The 17,784-nt window shown below is 52.1% G+C and carries 9 protein-coding genes; 5 read left to right on the top strand and 4 right to left on the bottom strand.

All coding sequences use genetic code 11. The annotated features are described in order from the left end of the window. Nucleotides 1–72: 72 nt before the first annotated feature. Nucleotides 73–1,491, bottom strand: a complete 1,419-nt coding sequence (locus tag ACN0YR_RS23305; protein ID WP_417851613.1) for an MFS transporter — start codon at nt 1,489–1,491, stop codon at nt 73–75. A gap of 226 nt (nt 1,492–1,717) precedes the next feature. On the opposite strand from ACN0YR_RS23305, the gene ACN0YR_RS23300 reads away from it, so the two are divergent. The 4 genes from ACN0YR_RS23300 (at nt 1,718) to ACN0YR_RS23285 (ending at nt 10,567) form a co-directional block, all read left to right on the top strand. Next, nucleotides 1,718–2,212, top strand: a complete 495-nt coding sequence (locus tag ACN0YR_RS23300) for an EVE domain-containing protein (protein ID WP_417851638.1) — start codon at nt 1,718–1,720, stop codon at nt 2,210–2,212. Between the two features lie 263 nt (nt 2,213–2,475). Next, on the top strand, nt 2,476–3,555 hold the full coding sequence (locus ACN0YR_RS23295) for a lysylphosphatidylglycerol synthase transmembrane domain-containing protein (RefSeq protein ID WP_417851612.1): 1,080 nt from the start codon (nt 2,476–2,478) through the stop codon (nt 3,553–3,555). Between the two features lie 139 nt (nt 3,556–3,694). Next, nucleotides 3,695–6,586, top strand: coding sequence for an Hsp70 family protein (locus tag ACN0YR_RS23290; protein WP_417851611.1), 2,892 nt, complete (start codon nt 3,695–3,697; stop codon nt 6,584–6,586). A 552-nt stretch (nt 6,587–7,138) separates the two neighbouring features. After that, on the top strand, nt 7,139–10,567 hold the full coding sequence (locus ACN0YR_RS23285; protein ID WP_417851610.1) for a hypothetical protein: 3,429 nt from the start codon (nt 7,139–7,141) through the stop codon (nt 10,565–10,567). A gap of 98 nt (nt 10,568–10,665) precedes the next feature. Here the strand turns inward: ACN0YR_RS23285 and ACN0YR_RS23280 are convergent, their stop codons facing one another. From ACN0YR_RS23280 to ACN0YR_RS23270, 3 genes are all read right to left on the bottom strand, one after another. Further along, nucleotides 10,666–12,420, bottom strand: a complete 1,755-nt coding sequence (locus ACN0YR_RS23280) for a glutamate mutase L (protein ID WP_417851609.1) — start codon at nt 12,418–12,420, stop codon at nt 10,666–10,668. A gap of 157 nt (nt 12,421–12,577) precedes the next feature. Continuing rightward, nucleotides 12,578–12,940 carry a 2Fe-2S iron-sulfur cluster-binding protein gene (locus ACN0YR_RS23275; protein ID WP_417851608.1) on the bottom strand — a complete coding sequence of 121 codons (363 nt, stop codon included), beginning with the start codon at nt 12,938–12,940 and terminating at the stop codon, nt 12,578–12,580. Nucleotides 12,941–13,125: 185 nt separating this feature from the next. Further along, on the bottom strand, nt 13,126–14,148 hold the full coding sequence (locus ACN0YR_RS23270) for a dihydrodipicolinate synthase family protein (protein ID WP_417851607.1): 1,023 nt from the start codon (nt 14,146–14,148) through the stop codon (nt 13,126–13,128). Nucleotides 14,149–14,660: 512 nt separating this feature from the next. Between ACN0YR_RS23270 and ACN0YR_RS23265 the strand changes: the two genes are divergently transcribed. Then, a complete protein-coding gene (locus ACN0YR_RS23265; RefSeq protein WP_417851606.1) occupies nt 14,661–17,480 on the top strand; it encodes a 2-oxoglutarate dehydrogenase E1 component in 2,820 nt (939 codons plus the stop codon). Nucleotides 17,481–17,784: the final 304 nt, after the last annotated feature.

Here is a 17,784-nt window from a genome sequence, read left to right as displayed (position 1 = left end):
CGAAGTTCACTTTCATGACTTCATAGACTGTTCGCCACGAGGTAGAACCTGCAAACCAATTCGAAAGATGCTCTAGCTTGCCTGCTTTTCATCTTCTGATTTCTTTTCTCCAGAGACAGCTGTCCGCAGCATCAAGAAGAGCAGGCCGCTCACCAGCATCACGCCCGCTCCGGTCCAGTAAGGTCCGAACGGGTATGTCTCTTCAATCGTCAATCCAACCATTGGGCCAAGGATACGAGCGAGTGACGACAAGCTCTGGCCGACACCAAGGACTTCTCCCTGTTGATCATCGGATGCTAATCGAGACAACAGCGACTGCAGCGACGGTGTGACAAAAGAAAAGCCTATGACGCTCAGCGGTAACACCCAGTAGAGTGCAGCTGTTGAGTCCCAGGATCCTGACAGACCAATCAGTGCCAGACCGATGGTCATGAGAACCGCACCGCTAACGGCCATCTTGTATTCACCAAGTTTGGGAACCAGTCGACGGACCAATACTCCCTGACTTAGTGTCAGCACGAATCCAATATAGGCAAATACATAGAAGTTGTATCGAGGAGCCATCCCCATGCGGCGTGTCAACAATGACAACGCACTCTCAAACTGTGCGAAAGCAAATGTTGAGATGAAAATCCCGATCAAAATAATCGCGATCGTTTTTATCCCCATCAATTGAGTGAACTGACCGACGTTTAACCAATTTCTCGCTACAGACTTCGACTCTGGAGTCAATGACTCCGGCAGTATGAAGAAGGCAAAAATCAGAGCAATCGCTGAAAGAACCGCAGCAACGTATCCCGGCGCGGCACTTGGGGTCGGATTCACTTCGACGTCGGGGTCGGACATCACATTCCGCAGCAAGGCTTCATCGTCACCTGTCAACGGAGCGATCTCCTTGATCTCGACGACGACATCATCAATCGAACCACCCTCTTCATATCGCTGAAGAACGGCAAATTGATCATTCGACAGGTTTACAACCGGGTCAGCTGAGACGAAACCGGCACCAATGAGGGGACCGAACGTGAACCCGATCCCAAACGCGGCTCCAATGAGTGCCATTCCCTTCGCACGATCCTCTGGACCTGTGACATCCGCGATATACGCTTGAGCGGTTGCAATTGTCGCACCGCCGATCCCGGCTCCAATTCTTGTGATGAACAGCCAAGTCAGGGCGCTCATTCCCAAGAGAGTCCCCTCGCTACCGAGCGAAGTTGCATATCCAAACAACGCATAGGAAATCGTTGACCCTAACAGACCGACAATCAGCACCGGTCGACGTCCAATGCGATCGGAAATGCGGCCCCAGATCGGAGCAAAAATGAACTGCATTGCTGAGAAAGAGGCCATCAACAGGCCGAGTTGCAATCCGCTGGCCTGAAAATGTCGCCCATATCGTGGCAACAACGGCATGACGATCCCGAACCCGAGCAGGTCGATAAAGACCGTCACGAAAACCAGAAACAAACCTGCTTTACGAGTTTTAGACACGGTTGCACATCTTTGCAGCTAAAGAAAAACTGGGAAGTGTGACACGATAGAGAGATCAACAGAAGATGTCGATTGTGCCCGAACAAATGATGTCACAACTTCAACGACTTTTGTCGGAGAGTTCAAGTGTTCAGCTAAGCTTGGCGTGCCGACATCGATGGCCTACATTCCGTAAACGTCTGTTGCAATGTCAACAAATCCTCTCAACGGCTACGAAAGTCTGGCGATGGCGAAAAAAGCTTCAAATAAGAAACAATACTGGTTGTTTAAATCAGAGCCGAGTTCCTACTCGATTGACGATCTCGAAAAAGACAAAAACCAGACCACCTGCTGGGATGGCGTTCGCAATTATCAGGCGCGGAACCTGCTTCGAGACGACATCAAAGTCGGTGATCAGGTCTTCTTCTACCACAGCAACGCCAAGCCCATGGCAATCGTTGGGACCGCTGAAGTCGTTAAAGCGGGCTACCCTGACCATACCGCCTTCGATAAAAACGACCATCACTATGATGAAAAAAGCGACCCCGAGAACCCTACATGGTATATGGTGGATATCAAACTCATTCAAAAATTTGATAAACCTGTCACCAGAGACGAACTCAAAGCAGAAGTGAAAATCGCCGAAATGATGCTGCTTCAACGTGGTTCGCGCCTGTCCGTTCAACCGGTCACTGCGGCACACTGGAAGCACATCCACAAACTCGCGGGTGCGAAAGCTTAGAGCATTTTCAATGCTTTCCTTGTCCGCGAAGTACGTTTCCACAAGTCCACACGCTGTTGCCACGAGACAGAACTGTGAAGACGAATTTTAGATTTGCTCCAGAGCGATCGCCAGAGTATAGCTCAAGACATTTTGAGATCAGTCTTGTGAAATTGCAGTTTGCGACGAGGCAAAACGCGAACGCGATGTCGAAAAGTGATATAAGTACAAGTTGCGAAATTTTGTGATTCCAGTTCGATGACCACTTCAAGGGTTCCCATGCAATGACCGGCAAGACGCCGTTTTACAAGACGAAAACATTCACGCTGACAGTCGGAATCCTGATTGCAGTCGTCTGCATGTGGCTGGCAGCCCGTCCACTGTTCGATAACGAAGACGCCTGGAATCAGGTCGTCAACGCTTTTCAGCAGGCGGACTATCGCTCCCTGCCACTCATCTGGGGAACGTTGATCGTCTTCTACTGGCTCAAAGCCTGGCGCTGGCGAATCATGCTCGCTCCCGTGGGTAATTATCGCCCGGTCAAAGATCTGCTACCGCCGATCATGATCGGCTTTTCGTTGAACAACGTGTTGCCTGCCAGAATCGGAGAAGTCGCTCGCTGCTTTGTCTTTTCGAAACAACAGAAGGTTCCTTTTTCAGTAGCTGTCTCAAGCCTCGTTCTCGAACGCTTCTTTGATCTCATCGCGGTGCTGTTCTATCTCGGCATCGGCTTGGTTTTCATCGAAGGAGTCGATCCGAAAATCCAGCAACAGGCCTGGGTTCTGGCCGGACTCTCCGTGATCGGCGTGTTCACTGGCCTGGCTTACGTGATGTTCACAGCTCCGTTTGTGGCCTTCGTGGAAAAAGTCGCGCACTCGCTGCGCATCATTCCTCACGGACTGACGGACAAAGTCTGCCGGCTTCTTGAAAAAGGGGCGCAGGGAATGTCCGCACTCAAGAGTGCTCGGCTGGTTTTCTTTATGCTGGGGATTTCCCTCGTCAAATGGGGCCTGAACTGTTTACTGATTGGCCTCTCCTTATGGAGCTTCGGACTCCCGACGAATCCGACAATTGCCATGGTGCTGACCGGTGTCGTCGCGATTGGTGTCGCGTTGTTCCCTTCACCCGGATATTTCGGAGTCATGCAACTCTGTTTCGCTGCTGTGCTTCTGCTGTTCGTTCAAGGTGAAAAAGGAGAAGCTGCCATCTTTGCCTCATCGATTTACTACCACATGACGCAATATGTCCCGGTCACGATCGTTGGGTTGATCTACTTCGTCAAATCCGGCCTGACGCTTCACGAGGTCGAAGAGAAGAAAGAAGAACGCGATTTGGTCAAAGCTGCAGCTCCTGAGATCGCCTGATTCTTTGGCGGAGACCTCAAATATCCGACAAACCGTCCACCAATGAAACTGTTCACCCGTGAAGTCTCCAATTCAAACTGCTATTCTCCGCCGCTTGGCAATTCCGCCAAACGTTTGAGACCTGACCAGTTTGAAATCAATGACTGCTGAACCCCAAGTAGAGACCTCCGCCGAAAGCCGCTTTGTCGTTGGAATTGACCTCGGCACGACCAACTCCGCCCTTTGTTTTGTTGACACCCAGCAAGACAACTGGCAGGTCGAAACCTTTGCTGTGCCACAACTTGTGGCTCCGGGGCAGGTCGAATCCCGCGAAACGCTGCCATCGTTTCACTATCAGGCTGCTCAGGACGAATTCAGCGAAAACTCGCTCTCGATGCCATGGGACGACAGCAACGCATCTGAAGTCGTTGGTCTGTTTGCTCGTGAGCAAGGCAAGCTTGTACCCGGTCGAGTCATTGAATCCGCAAAATCGTGGCTGTGCCATGCGGGTGTTGATCGAACTTCTCCCCTGCTTCCCTGGCACGGCTCCTCTGAAGTCGAAATGCTCTCACCGGTTGAAGTCAGTTCAAAGTATCTGAGCCATCTTCGAGATGCCTGGAACGCCGCTCATCCCGATGCTCCACTTGAAGCACAGGATGTCGTTGTCACGCTGCCCGCATCGTTTGATGAAGTCGCCCGGGAACTGACTGTCGAAGCAGCCAGAAAAGCGGGCCTCAACCGCGTTCTCCTCATTGAAGAGCCACAAGCCGCCTTCTACGCCTGGATCAATTCCAATAGTGAAAACTGGGCCGAACTCGTTTCTCCCGGCCAAACGATTTTAGTCTGCGACATCGGCGGCGGAACATCCGACTTCACATTGATTCGCGTGCGCAGCGACGAAGATGATAAAGTTCAGTTCCATCGCGTCGCTGTCGGAGATCACCTTATCCTCGGAGGAGACAACCTCGATCTTGCTCTGGCTCAACATGTCGAACAGAAACTCGATCAGGCAGGCAAGCTCTCGCCCCGTCAGTGGGGAAGTTTGATTCGCATTTGCCGACACGCCAAAGAAACCCTCCTCAGTCCCGACGCTCCCGAATCTTACTCCATCTCACTTTCCGGTGGTGGATCGAAATTGATCGGCGATGGACTGCAATGTGAACTGAAGCGAGACGAAGTCCATAATCTCTTGCTCTCCGGGTTCTTCCCCGAAGCAGACCTCCATGAAAAGCCGCAACAAGTTCGCTCCGGTTTTCAGGAGTTCGGACTCCCTTACGCCGCCGACGCTGGGATTACCCGTTACCTGGCATCCTTTCTTTCCGACCATGTTCAAGAAGATGCTGACCAACAGTTCGGAGCGACTCGCCCCGATGTTGTTCTGTTCAATGGTGGAGCATTTCTTTCACCGCTCATTCAAGAGCGAATCGTTCATCAAATCAAGACATGGTTCCGGGGCGACGACAGCGACTGGGCTCCTAACATTTTAGAGAACGAACGCCACGACCTCGCGGTCTCGCGCGGAGCGGCATACTACGGCATGGTGCGACGGGGCAAAGGTGTCCGCATCGCAGCTGGGCTACCTCGAACATACTATCTAGGAGTTGGTGTCGAAGAAGATGGCGAAGCTCAGCTTCAGGCACTGACACTGATGCCAGCAGGTGCGGAACCCGGTTTCGAAGCAGAACTCGACGATTTTGAATTCGACTTGCGAGTCGCTTCTCCGGTTGAGTTTCCTCTCTTCTATTCCAGCACACGGCTCACCGACTCTCCTGGTGAACTGATCGAAATTGAGCGCGAGCAAATGTCGGCGCTCCCGCCGATTCGAACAGTACTCCGTTCACGAAAAGAAAAGGAAGCAGTCACGATCCCGGTAGTCGTGCATGCCAAGCTGAACGAAATCGGGACTTTGCAACTCTGGTGCAGCGAAGAGGAAGGCAGCCGCTCCTGGCAATTGCAGTTCGATGTCCGCTCCGCCACTCAAACCGATCTGGAAGGCCATACCGGCGAAGGTGAGGCAGCAGGAGTTCTGGATCAGCAAGTCCTCGATGCCGCAGCGATTGTCATTCAGAATTCATTCGGTCGCAAAGCAGCTGAAAAGCCAAGCGGGATCGCAAAACGTCTCGCCCGAACATTGCAGATGTCGAAGGAAGACTGGCCTCCGTCACTGCTCCGAAAAATGTGGGACGAACTGATGGAGTGCGAAGCTTCCCGCACCCTGAGTGCAGACCACGAATCCCGTTGGCTTAACCTGCTGGGCTACTCGTTGCGCCCCGGCTTCGGTGTCGCCATGGATGACTGGCGCGTGATGGAAGTTTGGAAAGGGCTCAAGGGAAAACTCAATTTCACCGGCTCCACTTCGCTCACCGAATGGTGGATTCTCTGGCGGCGTATCGCTGGCGGCCTGCCAACAGGACAACAAATCGCTCTCGCGCTGCCTGTGGTGACAAACATGCGAGATAAAGTCAAAAAGTATCAGCGTGCCCTCGAACTCGAAGCGGAGCTGGATGAAGCTGACAAGAAAAAACGCCCCGGAAAAAGGAACAAAAGACGACTCCTCGGACGTGGGAATACTCACGAAGTTTCCGAATCGTGGAGAATGATCGGCTCCTTCGAACGCTTGCCACTGAAGATGAAAATTGAAGCGGGTGATCTCGCCCTGGCAACATTGGAGGAACACGACAGCAAGGCGATAGAACCGGCGCTGCTGTGGACCATTGGTCGACTCGGAGCGCGTCAACCGTTTTACGGTCCACTCAATGGAGTTGTTCCTATTGAGGTGGTTGAAAACTGGATCAACCAGCTGATGATCCCGAGAAAAACAACAACCGAACGACGCTTTGCCGTCATGCAGCTCGCACGTAAAACTGGCGACCGCTACCGCGACATCGACGATTCATTGCGAGATAAAATCGTTGTCTGGCTCACCGAACAGAAATCGACGACGCACTTCATTGAGCTCGTACAATCGGGTGGTCAACTCGGCAGCCGTGAAGAAGAAATGGCCTTCGGAGAGTCGCTTCCCGTCGGACTGGGACTTAGAAAATCAATCTAAAGCTGTTTTGAAATAGATCTACGCGAACAGTCTCGTTGCATGCAACCGTTGAAATTGCGAACGACAACTTCGAACAACGACTTCAACGGTTGCAGCGTGCTCTTCATAGCCACGCTGTCGGGCAAACTGCGCTAAAAAATTCTAAAGCATCTTTCGAATTGGTTTGCAGGATCTGCCTCGTGGTGAACAACTTTTTTACTAGAATCAGTCTGAAAACCTCTGGAATAGATGCTTTCCTCAACGTTTGAGAGAGCGATTTCAAGTTTCAGGATCAGTTCTAGGTAACTGTGTTCTTCACGGGCACACGGTAGAGCAAGCTGCTCTAATTCATGAGGCTGGGGCAAATTCGGGTCTCTCGCAATTTCTCATTCAATACTCGTTTGCCTTCTCGGCAAACGATTTGCAAAGATACAGTCGTCGTCCTTTTCGGTTCGATTCCAAACCGGACTTGTCGGCACAAGCTTACACTCGTAAGATCGTTTCCTGAGATACAAATCTGTACTCTGCATTCCAATTGAATTCATTCAACTTTTCATAAAGATGGAAATGAAGATGTCACTGCACTCCATCGGCCCATACGCCTTCCTGTGCCTGATCCTTTGCATCCTTGGATGTGGTGGCGGCGGTGACTCCTCCGATCCATATGGTCGTGAAGATGCCCCACCACCTACGGCCGATTCACCTGGAGGAGGCGGAGGCAGCACTGGCGGATCAGTAAGCAAGTTCGATTCAGCTAAAGCGAACGAATACATCCGCAGTACAGCCGAATACCTGAACGGGATGAGCAACGAATATGAGAGCCTTGCCGGGAGCGGAGAACAGCAAGTCGAACTGAAGCGAACCGAGCAACTCTATCAGCTCATGAGTCCGCTTTCTCAAAAAGCACTGGCGCTTCCAAGTCCGGATGTGAGCGAAGCTCAAAAGCTGAAATCGAGTTCACTGGAAAGTCTCCTTGAAGCGATCAAGCGTGCTCAAATCGCAGAGCTCCACTTCGCGAGGAAATACGACACGAGTGGATTTGGATTCATGTCATTCGGTGCAAATCGGGGACATGAAATCAGTCACGGGATAAGCATCGCCAAGAAGTTTCTCATTCACTTTCAGAAAAATTTACCAGTCGCTGAGAAACTCACGACAGGCGCACCACCAACAATCGGTGGACCTCCTGCGACAAACCGCTCCTTCGGCTACCTTCACAGTGTGAAACTCGACCCCGCAGAATATCGAAGCGTCCATGATCGCACGGGATCAGCGGAAATGATCCCCTGGCGATTACGAGTCGATGAACCTGTTCAACCGTATGAAATTGACGAAGCGACCGTTGTCGAAATCGATGCTCCGTCAGCGGAAGTGGCAGGCACACCTTTCTACACTCCGATGAAAGTCCTCCATCCGCTGATGCCGTCGCTCCATGTAGGGCTCGGACTCAACGAACTCCCCTCACACAACCGGCAGATCTGGAGTCTGGAACCTAAACAGCGTCGCGGGATCGTCAAAAAAATTCAGTTGCAGAAAAGCCAACTCATGGCTTTGAGTGCCGATGGATTGCTCTTTGCTGCACGACCGGAAAACACCTCGATCATCGGCCTGTTTGACGTCAAAAAAGGAACTGCGATCGGACAAATCGACAAAGAGTTCGCCCCCGGTGAAACCGGCTCACTCTTTTTCGCAGCGGATAATCGACTGGTCTATTATGACCGTTCAGAGCTCTCAGTCTGGACGACCCCGGACTTAAAGCTGGAACGAACGATTGAGATACCGACCTCACCAATCAGCCGCTCGTGGAACCCCGGACATCCATTTGCGATCAGCCCGGGTGGCCGTTACTTCGCAGCCCCTGGAAATCAAAATTTCCAGAACGATATTCGTTTTTATGATCTCACCACTGGCGAGACAGCCGCTCAGATTTCATTGTCGGGGATTGGTACGATCCGATTTATCGCGACCAGTTTTTCTCTTGATGGAAAAAAACTGGCGGTCCTTCTCGAAGGTCCGTGGAACACCTGGATTCAAGTCTGGGAAGTCGCTTCTGGTCAGCTTCTCGCCTCTTATACCAAAGATGCTCAACTCAGCCGTGCCGTGGATGGAGACACCAAATACCAAGGCCCCGCAGTGGACTGGTTCCCCGATGGACGTCGCATCCTGCTCTATGGGAAAGGAATCTTTGACACACAAACCGGACAGGGAACCCGCCTGATCTCTTCCACAGTTCGCTATCGAGTCAAACCGATCGGTGGCGATAAAATTGGCGTCTTGCAGAAGAAGCAGTTTGTCGCATTCGACCTCAACGAAATTCCAGCAAACCCAACTCGCTGGGAAGCGGAACGAATCAAGACAGAAGTGGTCGCGGCGGACAATCCATTTGCGACCGTCACCGAGGGAGACAAACCTTCTGCTTTGAAGATGAAACGAGAGAACTCAAAACTGATCGAGCCAGTCACCGAAGCGACCTGGAACGTCACCCCCGATCCTGCAGAAATCGCTGCGACTCCTGCTGTGAAGATCGATGGACTCCCCGCTGAAAACTTACACCATGCTGTGATCACTCGAAACCGCATGAGCGCTGTGCTGGGGTATACCGATAAACCGACGAGAATCTGGAACGGAGAAGTACGAGATTCCGACTCGATGAAAAGCTGGGTCTTTGCTTGCCCACTGAATGGATCGGGAACGAAGAACCGCTTTGATTTCTCCTTCCCCTCTGGCTTCATGGCTGCCTCACCCACCGGGGAGAAAGTCCTCACTCGAGACTTCGACGGATTCAATCGATTTGACATCTGGAATACGAACGAGAAAAAACACATCGCCGGCTTCATCCCCTACGGTCAGGGCCGCAGTGATGGCGGAGCCCCAATTCTCTGGGCGGACTTCATTGATGAAGACCGCGTGTTGACCGCCACAGCAGGTCAGATTTCCTGCTGGAATGTTTCCACACATGAATCGCTCTACGAAATTCCCATACAATCTTTAAACTCCTGGCCAGTCTTCAGCCCGAACGGGAAATATCTCGCCGTACTTGGAAAGCAATCCTTATCGCTCATCAACACCGAGAGCGGAAAAATTGAAGGCTACCTGCCTTCCTTAGGCTTGAATGGTGACCTCACTTCAATCGCATTCAATGCACAGGGAGACAAAATTGCGATCAACAGTTCACCGAATGGTGGCGGTGAAATCGCAATTCTCGGCGTTGACTCCGGAGTGGTTGAAACGACGTTTCCAATCCCGCTCTCCGGGAGCCAACTGACCTGGCCGCAGGCAGGCTTCTTGCTTGTCGATGGCGGTTACTGCGTCTCAATTGAAAAGCGGGCCGTCGCCTGGATCTACCAGCTTAACGGAGTTCGCGTGCAATCCGGTCCCGGCGAAATGCAGTTCTACTTGTCGCAAGAGAAATACCGCGAACCGATGACTCTTCAATCGCAAAGTCTGCCGACGACGGAAACGATCAATGCTCTGGCAACCAAAGATCCGCCGAACGAAATTGCCCTTTCTTCTGGCGGGACCATCGCAATGGATATTCAAGTTCTGGTTCCTCCGGGAAGCAGTAACTTTGCCGCTGATGTAAAAGAATCGCTGCGGTCGAAATTTGCCGAAAACAACATCACCGTGGATTCGGCTGCCAAGCTGAAACTGGTTGTCCGTGGAAGCCAGGGGAAAACGGGTGGCGGCATCAGCATTGGAAGAATTGGCCCGTCGTTCAGCGATCGTTCAGACATCGACGAAGAAAGAGTCACCTGGACGCTTTCAATTATTCAAGACAATCAGACTCTCTGGCAGCGATCCATCTCTGCAAACAATACAGGTGGCGTTGACCTCGACGAGGGAGTGACGGGACAAGCTGCCATCAATCAGGCCAATCAGCAACTCAACGCCAAGATGTGGGAGAAGGCAACTTCAATTCTGTTGAATTTCAACGTCCCCAAATACGTCTTCGGGCCAGAATCCGGAAAAGGACTCGGCAGCACTCAACTCGGAGCAAAGTAACTTCGTCGCATCACCACTTTCCCCAAAGCAAGCTGGGTCAGCGACGAGCCCATTGCTTTGCACCAATGATTCGACGCCCCACGTACCTGGCCGCTAAATCAGACTGGCCAGATCGGGCGTCCACGTCCATCAAGAATCAGTCCGACTGTTCCACCACGAACAGTCGCTTCGAGACTCTTACCAGCTCCGTTTCCAAGATCAAAGCCACGCGTCGGATTGAGTTCGACCTTCGCCGTATGATCCAGTCCCAGTTCGAACACCACGTAATCACCAACTGTGATCTCGCCTGACTCGTTCAAACTTTCACCAGTAATCCGGTAGCTGAAGCACTTTTTGCCCGGCTTTCCAGTCCCCTTCGGAGCAATGACTGTCCCCAGTTGGATCAGGCAATCTCGCTCAAAGACTTCAATCGCTGCCTGCGGATGAACGGACGCTAACACACCCAAGTGCGGCATCATGAAGATGCTATCCTTCGCGAGCTCCGTGATCCCCTCTGGCTCGAAGGCGTCAATCATCATCTGCGCGGTCTGTGACATTCGAGGAGCATGAGAAAGGACTCCTCCTGAGGCGACGAGCAGATTCAATTTCAGATTATTGACAATCGAACGCCCTCCCCCTTCCTGAGAGAACGTATCACCAACAGTCCGCTGCTGCTGAATCCCTTTGAGAGTTGTCGCAAATTCCTTGTGCTGTAAATACGCCAACCGCAATGCTTCGCGGGCGACCGCTTGTTCAAACTCAAGAGCCTCTGCCGATTGCGGAATTGTCGTCGGGCGAATCATCTTGTTTTTCACTCGATTCCGCAGCTCACGTTCATCCATCGCCTGCCCTACCCAGCGGAGGACATTCTCCATCCCCGTTTCTGAACAGACATTCGAGATGGAATAGCTCATCCCTAAATTCGCACTCACCGTTCGGTTGAAGACTGGCTTGCCGTCAGCTCCGTCGAACACGCTGAATACATCCGTGGTCGCTCCTCCAATATCGACGCCAACGCAATTGATCCCTTTTGCTTTGGCGATCTGCTGCAAGATATTCCCCACCGCTCCCGGAGTGGGCATGATTGGAGCATCGGTCAGTTTCATCAGTCGCTCATAGCCGGGTGCATGAGCCATCACATGTTCGAGGAACAGGTCGTGAATTTTATCTCGAGCTGGCTCCAGATTTTCGAATTCCAAGGTCGGCCGCACATTGTCAACAATTGAGAGTGCGATTGATTCGTCAAAGGTTTCCTTAACCTTCGGCGCCGCTTCTTTGTTTCCAGCAAAGATGATCGGCATCTGATAGGTATTGCCAAAGCGTGGCTTAGGTTTCGCCGGTGCAATCAGTTCCGCAATCTGAACAACATGCTTCTCGGTCCCGCCATCGGTCCCGCCAGCCATCACAACCATGTCTGGACGCAGTTCACGGATTCGCTGAATCTGCTCATGTGGGCGACGCCGATCGTTCGACGCAATCAGGTCGAGCACAATAGCTCCCGCTCCCAGAGCAGCCCGTTCCGCACTGGCAGCCGACATCTCACGGACCACACCTGTCACCAGAACCTGCAGGCCACCTCCGGCACTCGAAGTTGAGATATAGATATCGCAACCTTCATTTTCAGTCGCAGGCCGAATGATGTTGCCATCGTCGTCAACCAGTCGCCGACCCGCCAGTTCACCGACTTCGGTGGCAGCATTCATGACGCCGACTGTGACATCCGCGACCGGCTCTTCAACCGTCGTTGGAGCTTCGCCACGATGAGTTTGCCTGTAAACTCCGTCGACTTTTTGAATGAGAATTGCTTTCGTCGTCGTGCTTCCGCAGTCGGTCGCAAGAATGACATTGATCTCATCAGGGTTCAGTTGAGCCATGTGGAATAACAATCTACGAAATGTGAACGAACGACGCGAATTCAGCGCAGATATTCAAATCATCGTAGAAAGGAAGACTCAGCGCGCGAAGCCAGATCGATTTCGCACATCAAGATTCGTAGTAAGATTCACTGTTTCGCTGCAAAAGAATCAGCGATTACACCCAGAACTCTTCGCCGCTCCAGTTCATCGGCGGAGTCGATTCCACTTCGCAGTCACCCATCACGCGGGTCTGACATGCGAGGGTCATCTCATCTTCGTGCCCGATTCGAGCGAACAACCACATCGGGTTCAGCAGCAGCAAGACTTTTTCCCACCACTTTTTACGTTTCAGGTTTTCTCCCCCTGAAACAATGCGAACTCGGCAACTGCCACACATGCCGTTGCCATGACAATTGAGAACCTGGTGAATGCCTTCGTGCATCGAAACACCGTTTTTGTGGGCTTCACGGCGAAGATTCGCTCCTTCTGGGACGACGATTTTCTTCTTTTTCAGATTCGTGAATGTAACGGTGGGCATGACTCGAAACCAATCCCTCAACATAAACAAAAGCACTGATGACAAATAGATACGCAGAGATACTAGTTTGCCATTCGAAGAGTTTCCAGCCGATTTGAAAGCGTTCTACGACTTAGGAATCCCGTTTCGCTGTCCACATCAAGTCGACAGCGAAAAGGTCTCACACAGCTAAGGATTCCACTCGTTTAAGAGATCAACCCGCGTCGTTTTAACTCGGAAACAACGGTCCCGACAATCTCATTCACATCGGGAGCACCTGACTGCCCGGATGGAAGTGGACATCCGCCCACCGGCTGATCGGTAAACCCGTGTTCAGACAACATACACTGCAAGGTTCGGCTGAGTGTCGAAAGGTCCGCGAGTTGTTCATCGGAAAGTGGTTGCCGTCCACGCCCCATCTGAAACCCACGCAGTTCAACAGCTGCTCGGAACCCATCGGGGAACTCTGCTTGATAGATCATGGTGTCGAAGAGTGTGACCAGATCGTACTGAATCTTTCTTGCCTGTTCGATTTGTCCAGAGAGGGTTAAATCGTACAGTTTGCGAGTCACTTCTGGCACAACCCCACTCGAAGCGTTCGTTCCGCCATCGCATCCGACCAGAAGCATCGGCATCAGCGCGGCATCCCAACCAGTCAGGAAGCTGAACTCAGGCCGATTCGGACGAACCGCCTGAATCATCCTGATCATATGTGGAATTTCCCCCGAAGAGTCCTTAATGGCGACAATTCGTTCGCATTCTTCACTGAGCCGCTGCACAGTCGGGACATCAATCGGGCTGGCAAACATCGGAATGTTGTAGAGCGTGACATCAATCGGCGTGTTGCGACCAATCTCCCGAAAGTACGCATAAACAGACGCAGGGCTGAGCTTGTAATAGAACGGAGCTACAATCGCGACTGCGCGGACCCCCAAGCTGGCGTAGTATTCGCAAGCCTTTAAAGTTTCCCGAACGTTCGCCTCTGCGGCTCCTGCCAGAATCGGCACTCGACCACGAGTTTGGTCAGCGATGATCGCGACGATCCGCTTTCGCTCTTCCAGGGTGAAGCGCGTGAACTCGCCAGTCGAACCGTTCGGATACAATCCGTGAACGCCCCGCTCGATCAACCAGTCGACGTACTTACGCAATTCCCCTTCGTTGATCTCCTGATTGGAGTCATAAGGAACCAGATTTGGGGTAAAAATCCCTGCAAGTCGCTGTTGAGCCATGGCAACGGGTCGTATTGAGTGACGTTGGATTCGAAATAAACAGACAATAGTCAGCAAGATAAGCTACTCGATCAGGTCGATCGAGCAAACGCAAACAGATGCTGCGGATTTTTTTGTAACAGTAATTTTCAGCAATGAGAGAGGATCATGGTGATGGAACGAGCATCGTGATGCTCTGAACTCTATGAAAAATGCTCGCCGTCCCCTAAACGATGGTGAACAACCAGCCCAGTTTCTGACTCTCCTTCAGCGACAGATCGTCTCACTCTTCGAAAGGTCGTCTTCTGGTCTTCGGATCAACTTCAAGATTCTCTTCGACAAATTTTTCGTTCTCGGAATTCCCCGAAGAATCGCAAAAAAGTGAAGTTGTCCCTTCCCCATCGCACACTTTGACTGAAACTGGTAATTTCAGTCTGTTTTCTATCTGTCGGCATTGAAATCCGGCTCGCTGAGGCATAAATCTCAAGATAGACTTATGTTTCATCCCTTGTGCACATTTTGGAGCACTCATCGTGTCTTCCCCAGTGATTCCGCTCAACAGCCAAAACCTTGTATTTGTTGAGCAACTTTTCTCAAGTTACCTCATTGACCGAGATTCCGTCTCGCCAGAGTGGAGAGAATATTTCGACACTGTCAAGAATGGAGACTCCCGCCTCACTAGTGGATGGAGCCCTGAAAGCCCCTTCCCTGCCCGAAGCATGTTTAATCCCCCCGGAGCCAGAACGCCCACGCTCGGGCATGAGGCCCCGGCAAGTCGCCTCGATGAAGCATCACGACAGGAACGATTGGATCAGTTGATCCGAAATTACCGTGTGCGCGGGCATATTCTTGCATCAATCGATCCTCTCGGTTCCACTCGCTCAAGCCCGGCAGAACTTGATCCAGCCTTCTACAATTTTCAGGAAAGCGATTTTGACCGAGATGTTTCGACCTCCTGGGTGGGGGGACCAGCAACACGAACTCTTCGTGGGATTATCAACTGGTTAAAGCAAACCTACTGTCGCAGTATCGGTGTGCAGTTCATGCACATCGACAGTCTCCAGGTTCGGCACTGGCTTGCTCAGCGAATGGAGGAGTCGGGCAACCGCATCAAACTCGCACGCGATGAACAAATCCGCATCTTGCAGCGACTCTCCGACGCCGTCGTCTTTGAAGAGTTTCTCGCCAAGAAATTCGTCGGAGCAAAAAGCTTCTCTCTCGAAGGAGCCGAAAGTTTGATCCCGCTGCTCGACATGGCTATCGAGAAAGCAGGCAACGAAGGTGTCCGGGAAATCGTCATCGGCATGGCCCATCGTGGGCGTCTCAATGTTCTCGCGAACATTATGAAGAAGTCTCCACGAACCATCTTTCGCGAATTCGACGATGCCGACCCCGAACTCTACATCGGTCGTGGTGATGTGAAGTATCACCTTGGTCACAGTGCAAACTGGGAAACTTCGCGTGGAAATTCAGTCCATCTCTCCCTCTGCTTCAATCCGTCTCATCTTGAATTTGTGAACACTGTGGCCCTGGGCCGTATGCGTTCCAAAATGGATCGCTATCGCGATTTCAAACGAGAACGGGGAGCAACGATTCTGATCCACGGCGATGCAGCCTTTGCCGGAGAAGGAATCGTTCAGGAGACCCTCAACCTGAGCGAACTGGCCGGTTACCGCACCGGCGGAACGATTCACATTATCGTCAACAACCAGGTCGGCTTCACGACGACACCCAAAGAGGGACGTTCGACCACTTACGCGACCGATGTCGCGAAGATGTTGCAAATCCCGATCTTCCACGTCAACGGGGAAGATCCGGAAGCCGTCGCACAGGTCGTGACCCTCGCGCTCGACTTCCGCAAGAAATTCAAACGGGATGTCGTCATCGATATGTACTGCTATCGTCGACGCGGTCATAACGAAGGAGACGAACCGGCATTCACCCAACCGGTGATGTACAAGGAAATCCGTAAACACGCGACCGTTTACGAAGGCTATCTGGAAAGACTGCTTAACCTGCGCGGCATCACTCGTGATGAAGCACAGCGGATCGAAAAAGAACGTCGCGAACGTCTCGAAAACGAACTCAGCGAAGCTCGCCGTGACGATTTCATTCGCTGCGTAGACCACTGGGGCGGAGTTTGGGGAGGTTACCAGGGTGGTCCAGCCGAGGAAGCGGACAATCCTGTCACCGGAGTCAAACGAGAAAAGCTGACGGAATTACTGAATCAAGTCACGCGACTCCCGGAAGATTTCAAACCACATCCAAAAGCCAAGCGTCTTCTCGAATCACGACAGGCGATGGCTCGTGGTGAAGAACCTCTCGACTGGGGCGGCGCGGAGATCATGGCGCTGGCGTCACTCCTCGATGAAGAACGGCCACTCCGAATGAGCGGACAAGACGTTCGTCGCGGAACCTTCAGCCATCGGCACGCGGTCCTGTACGACAATGACACCGGAAAATCCTTTATCACGCTCAAAAACATTATTGATGAACGTGGTTACGTGAATATCCATAACAGCCCGCTTTCTGAAGCTGGGGTTCTTGGTTTTGAGTATGGCTACAGTCTTGACTGCCCAGAAGGCCTGACCATCTGGGAAGCTCAGTTCGGCGATTTTGTCAATGCCGCACAAGTGATCATCGACCAGTTTATTGCCAGTGCGGAAGATAAATGGAATCGCTTGTCTAGCCTTGTGATGCTTTTGCCTCATGGCTTCGAAGGCCAGGGTCCAGAGCACTCCAGCGCGCGAATCGAACGCTTCCTGAACTTGGCAGCAGAAGACAACATTCAGGTTTGCCAGCCAACAACGCCTGCTCAGATGTTCCATCTTTTGCGTCGACAGGTCTTACGTCGCTGGAAGAAGCCGCTCGTCGTGATGACACCGAAAAGCTTACTGCGCCACAAAGAGTGTGTTTCGACCCTTGAAGACTGTGCAGAAGGCCGTTTTCAGGAGATTCTCCCCGATCAACTCGACCTCAAGACTGAAGAAGTCAAGCAAATTTTGTTGTGTACCGGAAAGGTCTACTACGAACTGATTCAACGTCGCGAAGAACTCGGCATCCGCCATTCAATGATCGTCCGCGTCGAACAGTTGTACCCTTTTCCAACTCTGCAGCTGGAAAAACTTCTCGCAGATTTCCCGGCAGAGATCCCCGTGAACTGGGTTCAGGAAGAACCGTCCAACATGGGCGCCTGGGGCTTTTTGCGCATTCGCTTCGGAGAGAAATTCCTCGGCAAGTTCCCCTTCGAAAGAATCAGCCGCCCCGCCTCTGCCAGTCCCGCAACAGGCTCATCGGCCACTCACAAAATGGAGCAGGACAAACTGCTGACAACCGCATTCGAGTTGGAGTAAGCGTCTCTTCTCTACTGCATTCGCAACACGTCCGCAGCCTGCCGCAAAACCAATGTCCCACTGCTGGCTCGTCCAGCAGTGGGACACCATTGCGCCATTAAGTATTGCACACATGAAACGTCGATTCCCCCGGAATTGACCGTTGATGATCTGCTCGCTTCCGGTGTCATAATCTCTGCCGACGTACTCGCTTGGCGTCAAATTTGAGTCGCAGTATATCGGGGCGAGTGGCACGACCCAGAACGGAACGGAGTGAAGTGATGGGCGTGGCGAGCGCGGGGGTGAGGTTGATGAATTAGTGAAC

The organism is Thalassoglobus sp., assembly GCF_048270125.1.
GTDB lineage: Bacteria > Planctomycetota > Planctomycetia > Planctomycetales > Planctomycetaceae > Thalassoglobus.
This window is presented reverse-complemented; position numbering and strand designations above follow the sequence as displayed.